18 protein-coding genes are annotated in these 16,429 nt (G+C 69.0%); 10 read left to right on the forward strand and 8 right to left on the reverse strand.

Annotated elements, in window-relative coordinates; all coding sequences use genetic code 11:
- Position 1 precedes the first annotated feature (1 nt).
- Positions 2–958 (reverse strand): aldo/keto reductase, encoded by a 957-nt coding sequence (locus OG892_RS22950; protein ID WP_328865921.1) that lies wholly within the window; start codon positions 956–958, stop codon positions 2–4.
- A 95-nt stretch (positions 959–1,053) separates the two neighbouring features.
- On the opposite strand from OG892_RS22950, the gene OG892_RS22955 reads away from it, so the two are divergent.
- Entirely contained in the window at positions 1,054–1,722 is a 669-nt protein-coding gene (locus OG892_RS22955) for a TetR/AcrR family transcriptional regulator (protein WP_079193147.1), read from the forward strand.
- Positions 1,723–1,737: 15 nt separating this feature from the next.
- Here OG892_RS22955 and OG892_RS22960 read toward each other — a convergent pair whose 3' ends face one another.
- Entirely contained in the window at positions 1,738–2,808 is a 1,071-nt protein-coding gene (locus OG892_RS22960) for an aldo/keto reductase (protein ID WP_371630154.1), read from the reverse strand.
- Between the two features lie 156 nt (positions 2,809–2,964).
- Between OG892_RS22960 and OG892_RS22965 the strand changes: the two genes are divergently transcribed.
- Positions 2,965–3,594: an ABATE domain-containing protein gene (locus OG892_RS22965; protein WP_371630155.1), complete on the forward strand. Its 630-nt coding sequence runs from the start codon at positions 2,965–2,967 to the stop codon at positions 3,592–3,594.
- A 36-nt stretch (positions 3,595–3,630) separates the two neighbouring features.
- Here OG892_RS22965 and OG892_RS22970 read toward each other — a convergent pair whose 3' ends face one another.
- The gene (locus OG892_RS22970) at positions 3,631–4,068 is read right to left on the reverse strand and encodes a hypothetical protein (RefSeq protein WP_371630156.1); all 438 of its coding nucleotides are present in this window, start codon (positions 4,066–4,068) and stop codon (positions 3,631–3,633) included.
- Between the two features lie 79 nt (positions 4,069–4,147).
- On the opposite strand from OG892_RS22970, the gene OG892_RS22975 reads away from it, so the two are divergent.
- Positions 4,148–5,143: an endonuclease/exonuclease/phosphatase family protein gene (locus OG892_RS22975; protein ID WP_371630157.1), complete on the forward strand. Its 996-nt coding sequence runs from the start codon at positions 4,148–4,150 to the stop codon at positions 5,141–5,143.
- A 68-nt stretch (positions 5,144–5,211) separates the two neighbouring features.
- On the opposite strand, the gene OG892_RS22980 is transcribed toward OG892_RS22975, so the two are convergent.
- On the reverse strand, positions 5,212–5,937 hold the full coding sequence (locus OG892_RS22980) for a FadR/GntR family transcriptional regulator (protein ID WP_073732890.1): 726 nt from the start codon (positions 5,935–5,937) through the stop codon (positions 5,212–5,214).
- Positions 5,938–6,516: 579 nt separating this feature from the next.
- Here OG892_RS22980 and OG892_RS22985 point away from each other — a divergent pair.
- The 3 genes from OG892_RS22985 (at position 6,517) to OG892_RS22995 (ending at position 10,802) form a co-directional block, all read left to right on the forward strand.
- On the forward strand, positions 6,517–9,084 hold the full coding sequence (locus OG892_RS22985) for an RICIN domain-containing protein (RefSeq protein ID WP_371630158.1): 2,568 nt from the start codon (positions 6,517–6,519) through the stop codon (positions 9,082–9,084).
- 192 nt (positions 9,085–9,276) lie between these two features.
- On the forward strand, positions 9,277–9,921 hold the full coding sequence (locus OG892_RS22990; protein ID WP_199884291.1) for a LysE family translocator: 645 nt from the start codon (positions 9,277–9,279) through the stop codon (positions 9,919–9,921).
- Positions 9,922–10,094: 173 nt separating this feature from the next.
- Positions 10,095–10,802 carry a DUF4232 domain-containing protein gene (locus OG892_RS22995; protein ID WP_371630159.1) on the forward strand — a complete coding sequence of 236 codons (708 nt, stop codon included), beginning with the start codon at positions 10,095–10,097 and terminating at the stop codon, positions 10,800–10,802.
- Positions 10,803–10,809: 7 nt separating this feature from the next.
- On the opposite strand, the gene OG892_RS23000 is transcribed toward OG892_RS22995, so the two are convergent.
- From OG892_RS23000 to OG892_RS23010, 3 genes are read right to left on the reverse strand one after another with little or no spacing between them, the layout of a single operon-like run.
- Positions 10,810–11,427, reverse strand: a complete 618-nt coding sequence (locus OG892_RS23000; RefSeq protein ID WP_371630160.1) for a hypothetical protein — start codon at positions 11,425–11,427, stop codon at positions 10,810–10,812.
- Between the two features lie 4 nt (positions 11,428–11,431).
- A complete protein-coding gene (locus tag OG892_RS23005) occupies positions 11,432–11,611 on the reverse strand; it encodes a DUF397 domain-containing protein (RefSeq protein ID WP_371630161.1) in 180 nt (59 codons plus the stop codon).
- The gene (locus OG892_RS23010; protein WP_371630162.1) at positions 11,608–12,384 is read right to left on the reverse strand and encodes a helix-turn-helix domain-containing protein; all 777 of its coding nucleotides are present in this window, start codon (positions 12,382–12,384) and stop codon (positions 11,608–11,610) included. The genes OG892_RS23005 and OG892_RS23010 overlap by 4 nt, the downstream gene beginning before the upstream one ends.
- A 117-nt stretch (positions 12,385–12,501) precedes the next feature.
- On the opposite strand from OG892_RS23010, the gene OG892_RS23015 reads away from it, so the two are divergent.
- The 4 genes from OG892_RS23015 to OG892_RS23030 all read left to right on the forward strand — a co-directional run bounded on the left by OG892_RS23015 (position 12,502) and on the right by OG892_RS23030 (position 15,562).
- Positions 12,502–12,927 (forward strand): hypothetical protein, encoded by a 426-nt coding sequence (locus OG892_RS23015; protein ID WP_328696016.1) that lies wholly within the window; start codon positions 12,502–12,504, stop codon positions 12,925–12,927.
- 107 nt (positions 12,928–13,034) lie between these two features.
- Positions 13,035–14,084 carry a hypothetical protein gene (locus OG892_RS23020; RefSeq protein WP_371630163.1) on the forward strand — a complete coding sequence of 350 codons (1,050 nt, stop codon included), beginning with the start codon at positions 13,035–13,037 and terminating at the stop codon, positions 14,082–14,084.
- A gap of 94 nt (positions 14,085–14,178) precedes the next feature.
- Positions 14,179–14,847 (forward strand): TetR/AcrR family transcriptional regulator, encoded by a 669-nt coding sequence (locus OG892_RS23025; RefSeq protein ID WP_073732882.1) that lies wholly within the window; start codon positions 14,179–14,181, stop codon positions 14,845–14,847.
- A 43-nt stretch (positions 14,848–14,890) separates the two neighbouring features.
- A complete protein-coding gene (locus tag OG892_RS23030; protein WP_371630164.1) occupies positions 14,891–15,562 on the forward strand; it encodes a helix-turn-helix domain-containing protein in 672 nt (223 codons plus the stop codon).
- A gap of 48 nt (positions 15,563–15,610) precedes the next feature.
- Here the strand turns inward: OG892_RS23030 and OG892_RS23035 are convergent, their stop codons facing one another.
- Positions 15,611–16,372 carry a hypothetical protein gene (locus OG892_RS23035; RefSeq protein WP_371630165.1) on the reverse strand — a complete coding sequence of 254 codons (762 nt, stop codon included), beginning with the start codon at positions 16,370–16,372 and terminating at the stop codon, positions 15,611–15,613.
- Positions 16,373–16,429: the final 57 nt, after the last annotated feature.

A 16,429-nucleotide genomic window follows, 5' to 3' on the forward strand; every position in this document is an offset into this window, starting at 1 on the left:
GTCAGCCGAAGGAGATCTCGGCGAGCGGCCGTGACTCGACGCCGTCCAGCGCGGCCATCGCGGCGCCGTCGAGCTCGACCGCCCCGGTGGCGACGTTCGCCTCCAGGTGACCGATGTCCGCCGTGCCCGGGATGAGCAGCGTGTTCGGCGCGTGGTGGAGCAGCCAGGCGAGGCCGACCTGTGCGGGGGTGTGGCCGAGGGTCTCCGCGAGGGCGGTGACGGCCGGCTCCTCCGTCACCTTCGGCAGCCCGGGGAAGGCGCCGCCGAGCGGGAAGAACGGCACCCAGGCGATCTGCTCCTCGGTGCAGAGCCGCAGCATCTCCTCGTCGTCGCGCGTCACCAGGCTGTACAGGTTCTGGACGCAGACGATCCCGGCGGGCAGGGCCCGGCGCACCCCGTCCAACGTGACGGCGCTCAGGCCGATCGCGCCGATCTTGCCCTCGTCCCGCAGCGCGGTCATCTCGGCGAGCTGGTCGTCGAGGTCCACCACCTGGTCGCCCTCGGCCCGCAGCCCCGGCTGGGTGTCCAGTCGGCGCAGGTTCACCACCGGGATGCGGTCGAGGCCGAGGGAGGTGAGGTTGTCCTCGACGCTGGCCCGCAGCTGCTCGGGCCGCTGGGCGGCACGCATCGGGAAGGGGCCGTCCGGGTCGGGGTCCGCGCCGACCTTGCTGACGACCACGACGCCGTCCTCGGGGCGGAGCGCGTCGCGGATGACCCCGTTGACGAATCCGTTGCCGTAGAACTGGGCGGTGTCGACGTGATCGACGCCGAGCTCGACCACGCGGCGCAGGAGTGCGATCGCCGCGTCCCGGTCGTCACGCAGGCGCTCCAGCTGCATCGCGCCGTACCCGATGCGGGAGACGGTGAGGTCCCCGAGCGGTCCGGCGCCTCCGGCGCGCGGGGCGCCGGTGGCCGTGAGCTGCGGGGAGGGGGAGGAGGGGGCGTTGTTCGCAGTCATGGGAGATTCCGTCCTCATGAGACGATGGAGAAGCGGGGAACCGGAGGGGCCTCCGCCTAATCGACTGTAGCACTCTTATCGGAGGGGCCTCCGTTTTGACGTCCACCGACCCGGCATCCCCAAGCCCGACACCTCCCGGCCCCGGCCCCGGGAAGAAGCCGCGTACCCCCCGCGCCGACGCGCTGCGCAACCGGGACAAGCTCGTCCGGGTCGCCGGGGCGGCCTTCGCGGCGGCCGAGGGCCCGGTGTCGCTCGAAGGCATCGCCCGTGATGCCGGGGTCGGCATCGGCACGCTGTACCGCCACTTCCCGACCCGCGAGGCCCTGGTCGAGGCCGTGTACGCGGCCGAACTCGACGATGTCGCCGCCAGCGCCCCCGCCCTGCTCCGGGAGCTCCCGCCGGACGCGGCGCTCCGGGCCTGGATCGAGCGGTACGCCGCGTTCATCGCGACGAAGCGCGGCATGGCGGACACGCTCCGCGCGGGCTGGGCCTCCGGACGGATAGCCACGCCCGCCACCGGTGAGCGCGTCACCGCCGCCATCGCCACGATCCTCGCGGCTGGAGCGGAGGCCGGTGCGGAAGCCGAAGCGGAGGCCGGAGCCGAGGCCGGGGCCGGTGCGCTGCGCGCCGACGTCGAGCCGGGGGACGTCACGGTGATGCTGCTGGGGATCTTCCTCGTGAGCGCCGCCGCCCCCACCTCCGAGCAGACCGGGCGGCTGATCGACCTCGTCATGGACGCCCTGCGGCCGTATCCGCCGCGCTGACCGGCGAGGACGCCTTCAGCTCGCGTAGTAACCGGGGCGCTTGTTCCGCACCTCCGCGTTCAGCCGGGACTGGAGCGAGTCCATGAAGGCGTACGGCACGGCGCGCGGCGGGGCGCTGACCTCGTCCAGCCGGGCGCGGAGCTCGTCGGGCAGGGTGAAGTCGAGCGCGTCCAGGTTGGACCGGATCTGCCCGGCCTTGCTCGCCCCGAGGATCACCGAGCCCACGGCGGGCCGGTTGGCCACCCAGTTCAGCGCGACCTGTGCGGGGGTCCGGCCGATCTCCTGCGCCACCTTGCCCAGTTCGGTGACGATGCGCCAGTTCTGCTCGCTGCGGTTGTCCGCCATGGTCCCGGTGGTGGCGGCGACCTTGAGGCGACCTTCCGGCAGCTCTGCGGCCGTCGCGGCGTCGGCGGAGTACTTGCCGGACAGCAGGCCCTTGGCGAGCGGCCCCCAGGTCATCAGCCCCATACCCAACTCCTGTGCCAGGGAAGGGAATTCGTACTCCAGCCCGCGTTCGGCGAGCGAGTACTCCAACTGGAGCGCGACCAGTGGTTCGTAGCCGCGCCACTCGGCGAGCGTCTGCGCGCGTGCCGCGTACCAGGCCGGTACGTCGGAGAGCGCGACGTAGCGCACCTTCCCGGACGAGACCAGGTCGTCCAGTCCCCGCATGACCTCCTCGGCCGGGGTGAGCGCGTCCCACGCGTGCACGATGTACAGGTCCACGTAATCCGTACCGAGCCTGCGCAGCGAGCCCTCCAGTGAACGCAGCATCGCCTTGCGCCCGTTGCCGCCCGCGTTGGGGTCGCCCGGACGGCCCCCGAGGGTGAACTTGGTGGACAGCACGGTGCGGTCGCGGGCGCCGCGCTCCGCCAGGAGCCTGCCGACGAGCTCCTCACTGGCGCCCTGGCCATAGATGTCGGCGGTGTCGACGAAGTTGCCGCCCGCGTCGAGGTAGGCGTCCAGGATCTCCCCGGAGGTCCGGGCGTCGGAACCCCACTCGGGCTGGCCGAAGGTCATGGTGCCGAGTGCGAGCGGGCTGACCCGCAGTCCGGACCGGCCGAGCGTGTAGTAGGCGTCGAGCGTCATGTGTCCCCGTCTCTGAAGCGACTGCACGAGTGATGGCCGTAGCGGGAACGAACATAACGGCAGGCGGACATGACCAGTCAAGGGTTATCTGCAAAGCGAGTTAAGAAATAATTCCCGGTATGGCGCACACCGCCGCCGTGAGATAGATTTCCCGCCATGGACACGAGCACGGGTACGAGTGCGAGCACGGCCAGGGGTACGAGCACGGGCGTGGCCCCCTCGGAACCGTGCGAGAGCTCCGCCGTGCTCCTCGGATTCGTGAACACGACGCCCCACGGCAGCGGCCCGGTGGAACTGCTGGGCGACAGCGAGAGCCTCGCCGCCTGGCTGACCGGGGCAGGGCTGATGGCGGCCGATACGGCGGTGACCCGGGCCGACGTCGTGGCCGCGCACGAGCTGCGGGCCGCGCTCTGCACGGTCTTCCTCTCCCGCTCCGGCTGCGAGGGCAGCGCGGACCGGCTGCCGGAGGCCGAGCAGTACCTGGCGCGCATCGCGGAGCGCTATCCGCTCACCCTCAGGGTCACCGCGCAGGGCTGCCGCCCGGTGCCCGCGCAGACCGGCGTACTCGGCGCGTTCGCCGGACTCCTCGCCGCCGCGGCGGACCTGGCCGCGCGCGGCGCCTGGCTGCGGATGAAGATCTGCAAGAACCCCACCTGCTACTCGGGCTTCTACGACCGGACCCGCAACACCTCCGGTCTGTACTGCGGCACGGCGTGCGGTTCGCAGGCGGCGCAGCGCGCCTACCGCAACCGCATCAAGGACGCGTCCTGCGCACAGGCGTCCTGACGGCCTCGTGCCAGCCGCCCAAGTGTCGGGTCGGGTTCAGCGCCCAGCCCCGAGGAGCCCGCGCGCTTCCTCCCTGACGCCGGCATCCGGGTCCGAGACCAGAGCCGCGGCCAGTTCCGCGAGGTGCTCGATGTCCTCCTGCGACTGCTCACACATGTTGACGATCGCGCATTGGATCTGGTCGCCGGTTTCAGCGTCCGCCGTGGCGAGCGCGGCCAGGACCAGGCGCAGACCGGGCACGTCCCCGCGCAGGAGCAGCGCTTCCGCCGTCTCCTGGGTGACGAAGGTGTCGTGCGCGTCCAGCAGCAACCGGCTCAGAACGGCGGCCACTTCGGGTACCTCCGCGTCGGCCGCCAGCCGCCGTCCGGCGGCCGCCCGGACGGACCAGGAGTCCGAGGCGGCGTCCCGCACGCTCGCGGACCGGTCGGAGCCGGTGCGATCCGTGCGCGGTCCCGTCCCCACGTCGCTCGTCATGCCCGCACTGTACGGGCGCGCTGAAACTGATGAGGCCGTCCGCTCGTCCTGAAAGGCAGGACCGAGCGGACGGGAACACATGGTGGAGCGGGTGGACAGCGGCAGGACGCCGACGGCGACGGGGGAGGAGACAGCATCCCGGCTGCCGCCCCTCCCGGCGCGCGGGCGGGTGCTCGCCGTGCTCGCGGTGCTGACGGGCGGCCTGCTGGCGTTCCACGGGGCGGTGCCCAACTCCCCCGGACACCTGGGGAGTCTGCTGGAGGCGTTCCTGCCCTGGCTCGGCGTGGTCGTCGTCCTCCTGCTCGTACTGGCGCTGCTGCGCCGCTCCGCCACCGCCCTGCTGGCGCTGCTCCTGCCGGTCGCCGTCTGGACGTACCTCTTCGGCGGGCTGCTCGGGCCCGGGGCGCAGGCCGGTGCGCGGGGTCTGGTGGTGGTGCAGCACAACGTCAGCGACGAGAACGCCGACCCGGCGGGCACGGCACGGACCCTGGCCGGTGCCGGACCCGATCTCATCGCGCTGGAGGAGCTGGTTCCGGCCGCGCTGCCGGAGTACGAGAAGGCCCTCGCCCCGGACTACCCGTTCCACGCGGTCCGGGGCACCGTCGGGCTCTGGTCGAAGTACCCGCTCTCCGGCACCCGGCTGGTGGACATCAGGCCCGACGGGATCGAGGCGGGCTGGAACCGGGGACTGCGCACGGTCGCCCGCACCCCGCACGGTGACGTCGCGGCGTACGTCGCGCACCTGCCCTCGGTCCGCATCCGGACGAGCGGACTGGCCTCCTCCCTGCGGGACGAGAGCGCCGCGCTGCTGGGCCGCGCCCTGGCCGCCGAGAAGACCGAGAAGGTGGTCCTGATGGGAGACCTCAACGGCACGGTCGAGGACCGGGGCCTGTCCCCGCTGACCTCACGGCTGAACGTGGCCGAGCGCGGGTTCGCCTTCAGTTTCCCCGCGTCCCTGCCCATGGCCCGGATCGATCAGGTCATGGCCCGCTCGGCGACGGTCGACGCGATCCGCACCCTGCCGTCCACCGGCAGCGACCATCTGCCGGTGGCCGCACGGATCAGGCTGGACTGAACGGGCGGACTATGAGGCCGTGGTCGGCGAGCTCGGTGCGACGAGAAGCGTCTCCAGGAGCGCGATCTTCATCCGGTGTCCCCTCGGCGTGGACCGGGTGTGCCGTGCTTCAGGCCGTCGAGATCGGCGGCGGCCTGGTCGAGCAGCCGGCGCACGGCCTGCTCGGCCGTCTCGGGGTCGCGGTCGCGTACGGCATCGAGCACGGCCCGGTGTGCTGGTACAGGGTCCGCACACCCCTCGCCGCTGTGGACGAGGTGGTCGCGGACCTGCAACCCGGCCTCGATCACCACCTCCATGCACGTCAGTAGCTCGTTGTGCGCCGCCCCCAACAAGGCTCGGTGGAACGACAGGTCGGCCTCCACGGACGCCTGGGTGTCGCCGCCGGCTTCTGCCATGAGCGCCAATGCCTCGGTCAGGGCCACGAGATCGGCTTCATCGCGGCGTCGTGCAGCGAGTCGCGCGGCGGCGGGTTCCACGATGGAGCGGACCTCGCCGAGGTTCGTCAGGAAGGTGTCGTCGACCGCGCCCGCTCCCTGCCATCGGAGTAGATCGCTGTCCAGGAGATTCCAGTCCGAGCGGGGACGGACGAAGGTGCCGCGTTTCTGCCGGGAGCCGATCAGGCCTTTTGAGGCGAGTACCCGCAGCGCTTCGCGGAGCACGGTCTTGCTGACGCCGAGTTCTTGCTCCATCCGGTCCGGGTAGAGCGACGATCCCGGCTCGTGCGTACCGGTGACGATGCGCTCGCCGATGATGTCGAGAACCTGGCGGTGCAGGTTACGTGTTGGTCGGTTCACGGTCGGCCTCCCCTTCCGGCACCCCTGGCCGAAGGCCGGCGGGGCGAATCGTTGGCCTCAGTCTCGCCCACACCGTATCTAGGCATTAATTATGCAAACATCTTGACAGTAGGCTCCCTCGATCGCAGGATCATCGCCCAGGACCACGAAGAGAAGGCTCGGAGCCGCAGCAGCACACTGCCACCCACCGCGCCTTCAGATCTCCCGGAAACGGTCGGAGTGACGCCAGTGTCCGGACTGATCGAGGTACCGACCGCGCCTGCGGAACACCGCGCCAGGCAGGTACGGCTCGCCCTTCATCCGCTCCCGCGAACATCCGCCCCCTCTGGAGCCGCAATGCCCAGCACCCCCCGCCCCCGCGCAGCGGCCGTCCCTACCGACGTCAACAAGCCGATCGGCGAGGAGGGAATCTCCGTTCGGACCGGCTGCGCACTCCACATATTGTCATGAACGCGACTATTACCTTCATAGGAGATCTTCGTGCAGACCCGTTTCGTGTCGCGGGACAGCGACGTTCCACCGGTACCTGCCCCCACCAGATCACTTCCGCCCAAGAAGGGCGTTCGCAGCCGGGCGTGGATGGCGCTCCTGGCAGCGGCCGTGGGCGTCCTGCTCGCCGCACCGCTGCCCGCAGAGGCCCGGTCCGCCGAGACGGTCGTCGATGTCACGACGTTCGGCGCCGACCCGACAGGCAAGAACGACAGCGCCGCAGCCGTGGCGAAGGCGCTGCGGCAGGCGAAGACTGTGAAGGGGCCGGTGCGGGTGCTGTTCCCGCACGGGACCTACCAGATCTATCCGGAGCAGGCCGAGACGCGGGAGCTGTACCTCTCCAACACCGTCGGTGCCGACCAGAGATACCGGGACAAGCGGATCGGTATCCTCGTCGAGGACATGCATGACGTCACGATCGACGGCGGCGGTTCGCATCTGCAGTTCCACGGACTGATGACCACGTTCGCGGCCATCCGCTCCCAGAACGTGTCCGTCCGCGATTTCAGCTTCGACGTCACCGCCCCCAAGGTCGTTGATGCCGCCGTCAGCGAGACGGGTGTGTCGGACGGCCATGGGTACCGGGTGCTGAGCATCCCGCCCGGCAACGGCTTCACCGTGGCGGACAACCAGGTGACCTGGCTGGGGGAGAAGAGCCCCGCGACCGGTGAGCCGTATTGGTCCGGCGTCAACGGCATGCGCTACACACAGGTTCACGACCCGGCGGCGAAGCGCACCTGGCGCGGCGGCAATCCGCTGTTCACGAATGTCGCCTCGATGACGGACCTCGGCGGCAACAAACTGCGCATCGACTACTCGACCGGAGCAGCGCCGGCCGACCGAGGCCTCGTCTATCAGATGCGTGAGGACACCCGGGACACCGCTTCCGCGTTCTTCTGGGAGTCGAAGGATGTCGTCGTACAGGGCCTGAAGGCCCGCTACCTCCACGGATTCGGCTTCCTCGGCCAGATGAGCGAGAACATCACCCTGGAAGGCAACGAGTTCCGCACCGACCCCGCCACTGGGCGCAGCACGGCAGGTTTCGCGGACTTCGTACAGATGTCCGGCGTCAAGGGTGCGGTGAACATCAGGAACAACATCTTCGACGGCGCCCACGACGACGCGATCAACATCCACGGCACCTACGTCGAGGTCACCGGCCACCCCACGGACAAGACGCTCACCCTCGCGTACAAGCACCCCCAGACCGCCGGCTTCCCCCAGTTCCATCCCGGCAACACCGTGGAGATCGTGGACAAGCGGACCATGGCGCCGGTCCCCGGCATCACCGCCAAGGTCGTCTCGGTGGACGGGCCGACGGGCCGGGACCACGACAAGTCGCTGACCACCATGACGGTCACCTTCGACCAGGCCATCGCTGACTCGGTCACCGCCGGGAACTTCGTCGTGGAGAACACCACCTACACACCCACGGTCGACATCAGCGGCAACACCTTCGTCAACATCCCCACCCGCGGCATCCTGGTCACCACCCGCAAGCCCGTCGTCATCAAGAACAACGTGTTCGACGGCAATCAGATGGCCAGCATCTTCATCTCCTCCGACGCGTACCAGTGGTACGAGTCGGGCCCCGTCCAGGACGTCCTGATCAGCAACAACACCTTCCTGCGCCCCGTCAGCCCGGTGATCTTCATCGAGCCCACCAACCAGGTACTCGACGCCGCCGCGCCCGTGCACCGCAACATCCGCATCCAGGACAACGACTTCAGGATCGGCAACGTCCGGCTCCTCGACGCCAAGAGCGTCAGCGGCATCACCTTCGAGCGCAACGACGTCTCCCGCCTCGACCGCAACACCGCCTTCACCGCCCACGCCGACAGCACCTGCGTCGCCCCGGGTGACACCACCAACGTCCGTACGGCCACCAGCGCGGCACCTTACTCCACCGCCCTGTTCTCCTATCGCGGGTCGACGGGCGCTGTCATCAAGGACAACAACTTCGACAACGGCCTGAACCTCCGCGCCGACCTCGACTCCACCGACCCCGCACAGGTCACGACCGACGAGATCACCACTGACGGCACCGACAAGATCCTGCCGCTGCTGCCCTCGGTCACCTACACGAGCAGCAATCCGGCCGTCGCCACCGTCGACCAGAACGGCAAGGTGACGGCCAAGGCCGCAGGCTCCACCACCATCACGCCCGTCACCACCAGCCAGCACGGACCGACCAAGGGCACACCCGCCACGATCCGCGTCGACTGCCCGGTGGTGCCGGTACCGACCGGCTACCGACGGGTGACCGTCGCCGGGACCAACGACGTGATCGACGTCAGCGGTGGCAGCCTGGCGGACCACGCTCCGGCCATCCGCTGGCCGAGCGGCAACGGTTCGAACCAGCGCTTCGAGTTCAAGTCACTCGGAGACGGCTACGTGCGCATCGTCAACCAGAACAGCGGCAAGGACCTGGTCGTGAGCGACGCGTCCCGGGCTGCGGGAGCGAAGGTCATCCAGTACTCCTACGCCCCTGGCACGTACACCAACGACGAGTGGCTCCTGGAAGACGCCGGTAACGACCGGGTCCGCCTCGCCAACCGCTACAGCGGGCTCTATCTCACCGCGGGCGCCACCCAGGGCAGCCAGTTCGAACAAAGGCCTTACGACGGCGGCAACAGCCAGACGTTCACCATCTCCTAGCACACCACGAGCATGTGCTGTCCGACCTGCGAGTTTCGCGAAACGGTCGGAGTGCAGTGACCACGGAGCACTTGAGGGGCGGTCTCACGGGGCCGCCCCTCGGCTACCGAGGCTGAACTCCTGCACTGCCGCCGCCGGGCGGAGTCTGCGGAGTGCAGGGGCCGCGTCGCATCTGGCATGGTGGCCGATGTGATGATCTCAGCGGCGGCAGCCGGCGGAATGGCCCTGGTCGAACTGGGAATGGCGCTGACGCCGGGCCCGAACATGGTGTACCTGGTGTCCCGGAGCATCAGCCAGGGCCGCACGGCCGGTCTTGTCTCCCTCATCGGCACCGCGTTGGGCTTCCTGGTGTACATGACCTTGGCCAACCTTGGCCTGGCGGTGGTCTTCGTCGCCGTCCCGTGGCTGTACATCGGATTCAAGGCCGCAGGCGCGGCCTACCTCGCCTACCTCGCCTGGCAGACGCTCAAGCCGGGCGGCCGAGGCCTGTTCGAGCCGCGCGGCCTCCAGCGCGACTCGCACGGGAAGCTGCTGCGGATGGGCCTGGTCACCAACCTGCTCAACCCGAAGGTCGCCATCCTGTACCTCGCGCTCATCCCGCAGTTCATCGACCCCGAACGCGGCCACACCACGGCCCAGGGGTTCACTCTGGGCGCGATACAGATCGCGGTGGGGGTCACGGTGAACGGTCTGATCGTGCTCGCGGCCGGATCGGTCGCCGGACTGCTCAAGAGCCGTCCGCGATGGGCCGCCTGGCAACGCCGGATCACCGGCACCCTCCTCGGTGCCGTCGCGGTCGTCCTCGCCCGGGAAGTACCGGCACGCGCAAGGGCCTGAACCGGGGATCGGGCCATCGCCCCCGGTGACCGTGTCACCGGTCCGTGACAGCGGTGTTGTGGAACGACCACACCGGTAACCCCTCGTTCCACGGCCTCGTCCTAGTGATCAAGCAAGTACCGAGGAGCCGAAACCGCTTCGGCTTCGAAGACCGATCACCAAAGGGGCACCTCATGTACGGCAACCGCCGCAAGGCCTTCCTCGTCTCCGCCGTCCTCGTCGGCGGCGCCATGCTGATGACCGCGTGCCAGGACGGTGACGCGGACGCCGCGCAGGGCTCCACGTCCGCCGCCCCGGCAGGTCACACGGACACGGCCACGGGCGGCGACCAGGGCAGCGACCGGAGCGGCGGGAAGGACACGGACACGGCCTCGGGGAGCGGTACCCGCGGGCAGAACACGGCCTCCGTCTCCGACTCCGGGTCCGGCTCCGGCTCCGGCTCCAGCGACAGCGGCAAGGTCGCCAAGTGCCGTACCGACGGGCTGAAGATCACCGCAACGGACAACACCATCGACGGCGATCCCGACCTCACCGTCGTGGTCGCGATGAAGAACACCGGCGCGGAGTGCGCGATGTCCGGGTACGCGGGCGTCGACCTGAAGACCAACGCGGGCCCGCTGTCCGCGACGCGCACCGGGCAGGAGCCCGTCTCCTTCACCCTCAAGACCGGGGAGTCCACGTTCTTCCCCATCAACTACCCGGCCAACGACACGGGCGGCTCCGGTATCCGGATCACCGGCCTGCTGGTGACTCCGCCGAACGAGACGAAGACGGCTGCCGTCCAGTGGCCCGGCGCCGCCTCGCTCCCCATCTCGGAGAACGGTTCCACCCCCGTGAAGATCGGCCCCCTCGGCAGTGCGGGCCAGGGCGGAGCCCAGTGACAGCCGCCTACTTGCGGGCGGGGAACGCCTCGTCGAGCGTGGGCAGCGAGAGGTGGTCGGTCGTCAACGCGTCCAGGACGTCGTCGATGCGCAGATAGCGGCCTTGATGGACCGCCGGTGTGACCTTGCCGATCGTGCCGGCTTCCTTGATGCGGAAGACGGTCCACGGCCGGGGGAAGGCGCCCCCGTCCAGGGGCTCGCCGTTCCGCAGGATCTGACGCGTCTGCGCGGACGCGGTCCGCGTCCCGTCGATCTCCTGGTTGACGGTCTCCACCGCATCGACACCGAAGACCAGACCCGTACCGCCCGGCCGGTACATCACGAGCATCTTGGGGCGGGCCAGCCCGACGTGCTTGCTGTCCAGCGGGCATACGTACGCGCTGTACGCGGCGAGATCGTCCATGGCCTGCTTGCTCGCGGGCACGACCACCGCGTGCTCCTGGAGGGAACGGAACCAGTCGAGCGCGGCTTCCTCCGCCCAGACGAACTTGTTGCGATTGCGGGCCACCGGATCAGCGGCCAGCCCCCTGGACGCCATGAGTTCGATATTGCGCGGCGGCCGCCCCACCAGGGCGCCGAAGTCGGCCCGTGTGATGACCTCGGGCAGATCGTCGAACCAGGACATTGCGCTATGCCTCCGTGTACTTGAGGAAGTCCGACCAGGCGGCGGGGGAGATGCGGAGGGACGGGATGGTCAGATCCTTGGAATCGCGTACGTGAACGCCGTGGGAGGTAGTAGCCACCTCTATGCAGTTGCCGCTCTCCGAGCCGCTGTAGCTGCTCCGAACCCAGTCGAGTTTGCTGTTCATAGATCCTCTAATACCTGTTCGATCAGCTGCTGGGACTCTTCGGCGTTGAGCGCCTGTGTCCGCAGAATGCCATATCGACCGAACAGCGTACCGAGCTGCGGTTCTTCCCGAACCAGGTAGTTGGTGCCCTGGACTTCCAGGTAGGCCAGCCGACGTCGGGCGTCGGTTTCCAGCAGGACGAAGGAACCACTCAGACCAGCATGGGATTCTCGCTGAGGCGACATCACTTGCAGGTGCACGTGGCGCAGTCGGCTGATGTCGAGGATGTGTTGAACCTGCTTTCGGTGCACCTCCCGCCCTCCAATGGGGCGCGTGAGCACGCTGAGTTCCAGGATGAAGCTGATGTCGGGCGGCGGGACGCGGGTCAGGAGTTGCTGACGTGCCATACGGGCCGCGATCCGGCCTTCGATCTCTTCATCGTCGAGGGTTGGGTAGCCACCGTTGAAGATGGCGCGGGCATAGGCCTCTGTTTGCAGCATGCCCGGCATGACATGAGTCTCGTACTCGTACCTTGTCCTGGCCTTGAGCTCTTCCTCGGCGAACGGCTCGAACCAGGAAGCCAGGTGGCTGAACGTGAGCTTGACGGCTGCGGCTGTCAGGGCGCCTTCCGCACCGAGCGCAGCGTCGGCCTGCAGTGTGAAGTCCCCTTTCGGCGGGCGCTCCCCGCGCTCCACCATCGCCACCTGCGACTTGGAGAAGCCGATCCTCAGCCCTAACCCCTCCTGAGAGAGCCCAGCCCGCTCGCGGTAGTGCCGCAACAGTGCGCCGAACATCTCCGCGTTGCTGCCCCCGCCACTACTGGTGTGCACAGCCCACCCCCAAAGTGCACAGCAGTGCACAGACGCCTTGTGTCCCTGGTCACCGTACGTGCGGGCGCCGACGCTTTCCGTATGGAACCGAAAACTTCACCTGACCTGATGCCCGCCTGGATTCCCGCGAGCGGGCACGCCCTGCGCCATGCCGGGATCTACTTCGACGCCGTACGGATCGTCGGCTACCTGGGTGAGCAAGTGGCGTACGAGATCATGCAGTTCACCGGATTTCAGGCGGGGCCCATCATCAGGTCTCGGATCGGGGAGCGGAGCATGTTCTTTCTGCTGCCGCCCGGCACTGCTCGCAGCCACCGGTGGCCCGTCGGGTCCGAGGCGTTGGTGCGGGAGGGGGCGGCGTTCGTCGGGGTGCCCGCGCTGGAGGGGCTGACGTATCCGCTGGACTGGCGTTCGCTGCCCACCGCCGAAGTCCCGTTCGTGGATACGGAACTGCTGTTCGAGCTGCTCAACGGTGTGGTGGAGGCGGAGAATTGTGAGGTAACGTGACCGCGTCATTACGCTCCGTGCGCATCCGCGCATGGGGCGGCCCCCGGTGGTGCTACCAACACCTGTCCGAGGGCCTTCACCCGCGATGGTCTAGAGGCCCACCGAGAATGCTTTTTCATGCTATCCCGCCGTCCTACGGCTATGTGAAGGCGTCCCATGACGTCATCCGGCATCCGCGCCTCGGCAGCGATGCGAAGGTCTTGATCACCTACGTGCAGGGGCTGCCCCCGGGGCGGGCCGAGCGGGCGTTGAGCGATCACGCCAAGTGGATCGGGATCAAGGGGCGTGCGTACCAGAAGGCCAAGGCACAGCTCAAGGAAGACGGGTTCGTGCACGAGTGGCGGCGGCAGAACGACGGAGGGCTGTGGGTGACCGATCAACTCGTCAGCAACGTGTCGCTCTCCGACGAGGAGGCCCGCAGGTTCCGGGACGCGAGAACGGAATCACCGCAGGTGGGACCGAGTGGTCACTATCCGGCGGTCGGTTATCCGGGTACTCGGTCGGCCGGTGGTTACCTACCGGTGGACGAAGAACGTGAGAAGAACTCAACCCACCCACCCTCCGAAGCGGTTCGGGATTCGGTCATGTCCGTGAAGAGCGAACCTGCGAGCGAACCCGATACCGAAGCAGCCGCCCCGGCGCGCGACGCCGAGGTCGTCGAGGCCGAAGGCGTACTGCTCTCCCTGCGGCATGCCAACCCCCAGCTCCACCTGGGGGTCCGTGAGGCCCGGGGCCTGGCCGAGGCGGCTGCCGACTGGCTGCGGCGCGGGGTGAAGGCGGCGGAGCTGCGGCTGGCGCTGGTCAGCGAGTTGCCTGCGGGCGGGGTGCGGTCGGCCGTGGGGTTCCTGCGGTACCGGCTGCTGCAGAAGCTTCCGGAGCCGGTGTGCGCGCAGGCCGCCGCACCCGTCTCCGTACCGTCCCCGGCCCGGCCGCCCGTCCCCTGCGAGGGGTCGAGGCACGAGCACATGTTCCGGCCCAAGGGCGACGAGACGGTCTGCCCGCCGTGCGCCCAGGACGCCGCGTGGCGGGCGCACGTGGCCAAGTGGCCCGCCTACGAGCCCGTTCAGGGCGATGACTTCGAGGCGCCCGAACCGTTGCCCTGGCGGGAGCGGGTCGCGGCCGTCCTCGCGCAGGACGCGTCCGGCGGTGCCGGCTGAGGTGTACGGCCGTTTGCTGGTGTGGCGGTTCCACCGCTGGCGCGGTGGAACGGGGAGAGTGGGCCCAGGGGCCTGGACGGACTGAGGAGGACCGGTGGTGGACGCCATGGTTGACCGATGGGACGGAGTTCGGGCGACGAGGGACCCGGTGCGGTGCCGTGAGCAACTGATGGCGGCCGGACGGACCTTGTTCGCCGTGTACGGGTACGCCCGTACCTCTGTCGAGGATCTCTGCGTCGCGGCGCACGTACAACTGCGTGATTTTTACCGCGAGTTCGAATCACGTGAGGCGCTGCTCTTCGACCTGTACGACGAGGTGGCGATCGGCGGGATGCGTGCGACCGAGCTGGAGCTCGCGTCCGAGGGCATCGAGACCTGTTCGACGCAGGAACGGATCCGCAGGCTCTTCGACGCCTATGTGCGGGTCGTCACCCGGGACCCGCAGGCGGCGAGGGTGGCGTTCGTCGAGGTGCTCGGGGTGAGCCGGGCGATGGACGAACACCTCGCGATGTGGCGGTCGGTCTGGGTCGAGTTCCTGACCCGCGAGGCCGAGCGGGCCGCAGAGCGGGGCCATGGGACGGACGGTGATCTCACGGTCGTCGTGCAGGTGCTGACGCACTCCGTGGACGAGCTCCTCGCCCACCACGGACGCCGCCCGCGCCAGGTGCCCCGGGACTGGCTGACCAGCGAGCTGACCCGGATGTCGCTGGCCATGATGGGCCTGGCGCCGCTCCCGGCGCCTCTGCCTGACCGGACCGCCTGACAAAGCCGGTTGCCGGATCGGCAAGCGGAGGCATCATGGAGGAATGGCAGCACACGAGCACCACGGCGTGGGAGACGGCGGAACGGCGGACGGCGCGGCGGATGACGACGAGTTCTCGTCCGTCCTGACGGGCGTCGGGCCCCGGCTGCGCGCCCTGCGGACGGAGCGCGGCACGACGCTGGCCCAGCTGAGCGAGACCACCGGGATCTCGCTCAGCACGCTGTCGAGGCTGGAGTCCGGCGGCCGCAAGCCGACCCTGGAGCTGCTGCTTCCGTTGGCGAAGGCGTACGGGGTGCAGCTGGACGAGCTCGTCGGAGCGCCGGACACCGGTGATCCGAGGGTCACGTTCCGCCCGTTCAACCGGCACGGCATGACGTTCGTGCCGCTGACCCGGCACATCGGCGGGGTGAACGCCTACAAGCAGGTCATGCCCGGACTGACGGGCCCGCCCGGGCCGGTCGAGCAGCGGGTGCACGAGGGGTACGAGTGGCTGTACGTGCTCTCGGGACGGCTGCGGCTGGTGCTGGGCGAGCACGACCTGGTGCTGAAGGCGGGCGAGGTGGCGGAGTTCGACACGCGTACCCCGCACTGGTGGGGGAACGTCGGGCCGGAACCGGTGGAGTTCCTCAGCCTGTTCGGACCGCAGGGGGAGCGGATGCACGTACGGGCGAAGCCCAGGGGGAGCGGCGGCGGTGCCGATGGCGCGCGCGCGTGAGCGCGTGAGGCCGAGGGCGACAGCCCCCGGCGCACGGCTGCGCCACGTCTAGGACTTCGAGACCTTGGGGTCGACTGTCTGGTCGGCGGGCGGCGTCTTGGCGTCGACCTTCTTTCCGTAGTCGGTGAGAGTGACCTCTCCCGGCTGTTTTCCGCCCTCTGTGACCGACTTCAGGATGTAGGGCTTTCCCTCGGCGGCGACGTATGTGGTGATCTTCTCGCCCCCCGGCTGCTTCTTCTCCAGGGCCACCGCCTTCATTCCGTCGACTTCGCCGGTGTCGCCCTTGGTCATGCCTTTTCGTTCGGACTTGTCGCTGTCCATCGACGCGAGGAATGCCTGCTTGTCGCACATTCCCTCGATGCCGGCCTGCCCGGGCTGGGACTTCACCCACTTGCCCTGGACCTTGGGGATCGTCTTCTCCGCGCCGGGCTGCCCCTTCAGCGCGTTCTGCCAGAACTTCTCGTCGCCCCGCACATACGCTGCCTGGCCCACCTGGATCACGTCGGCCTTGGCGCCCTGGCCGGTCATCGTGCCCGTACAGCGGTCCTGATCGTCCACCTGGAAGTCGACGCGGATCTCGTTGCCGCCCGGCTGCCGGACATTGCCCTTGACCCGGACCGACGGCGCATCGCGCGTCGCCTTCACCGCGTCCGCCGCGATCTCGTCCGCACTCTTCCCGTCGAACGCTTTCTCCGAACCCTTGCCCGCATTCTTGTCCGAGCCCTTGTCCGAGTCATTTCCGCACCCCGCGAGCACCGTGACACCCAGGCATACGGAGACCGCCGCGACTAAAGCCTTCTGCGCCTTCATCAACTGGCCCTTTCCCTAAAGGATCCGTGAGGATTTACAAAGACCCACCTGCCCCGA

This window comes from Streptomyces sp. NBC_00341, assembly GCF_041435055.1.
In the GTDB taxonomy this organism is placed as follows: Bacteria; Actinomycetota; Actinomycetes; order Streptomycetales; family Streptomycetaceae; genus Streptomyces.

Bases quoted from the DNA above. Each gene is read 5' to 3' on its own strand.
- OG892_RS22950 (WP_328865921.1), bottom strand. From the start codon at position 958: ATGACTGCGAACAACGCCCCCTCCTCCCCCTCCCCGCAGCTCACGGCC.
- OG892_RS22960 (WP_371630154.1), bottom strand. From the start codon at position 2,808: ATGACGCTCGACGCCTACTACACGCTCGGCCGGTCCGGACTGCGGGTC.
- OG892_RS22965 (WP_371630155.1), top strand. From the start codon at position 2,965: ATGGACACGAGCACGGGTACGAGTGCGAGCACGGCCAGGGGTACGAGC.
- OG892_RS22970 (WP_371630156.1), bottom strand. From the start codon at position 4,068: ATGACGAGCGACGTGGGGACGGGACCGCGCACGGATCGCACCGGCTCC.
- OG892_RS22975 (WP_371630157.1), top strand. From the start codon at position 4,148: ATGGTGGAGCGGGTGGACAGCGGCAGGACGCCGACGGCGACGGGGGAG.
- OG892_RS22985 (WP_371630158.1), top strand. From the start codon at position 6,517: ATGGCGCTCCTGGCAGCGGCCGTGGGCGTCCTGCTCGCCGCACCGCTG.
- OG892_RS22990 (WP_199884291.1), top strand. From the start codon at position 9,277: ATGATCTCAGCGGCGGCAGCCGGCGGAATGGCCCTGGTCGAACTGGGA.
- OG892_RS22995 (WP_371630159.1), top strand. From the start codon at position 10,095: ATGTACGGCAACCGCCGCAAGGCCTTCCTCGTCTCCGCCGTCCTCGTC.
- OG892_RS23000 (WP_371630160.1), bottom strand. From the start codon at position 11,427: ATGTCCTGGTTCGACGATCTGCCCGAGGTCATCACACGGGCCGACTTC.
- OG892_RS23005 (WP_371630161.1), bottom strand. From the start codon at position 11,611: ATGAACAGCAAACTCGACTGGGTTCGGAGCAGCTACAGCGGCTCGGAG.
- OG892_RS23010 (WP_371630162.1), bottom strand. From the start codon at position 12,384: ATGTTCGGCGCACTGTTGCGGCACTACCGCGAGCGGGCTGGGCTCTCT.
- OG892_RS23015 (WP_328696016.1), top strand. From the start codon at position 12,502: ATGGAACCGAAAACTTCACCTGACCTGATGCCCGCCTGGATTCCCGCG.
- OG892_RS23020 (WP_371630163.1), top strand. From the start codon at position 13,035: ATGCTTTTTCATGCTATCCCGCCGTCCTACGGCTATGTGAAGGCGTCC.
- OG892_RS23030 (WP_371630164.1), top strand. From the start codon at position 14,891: ATGGCAGCACACGAGCACCACGGCGTGGGAGACGGCGGAACGGCGGAC.
- OG892_RS23035 (WP_371630165.1), bottom strand. From the start codon at position 16,372: ATGAAGGCGCAGAAGGCTTTAGTCGCGGCGGTCTCCGTATGCCTGGGT.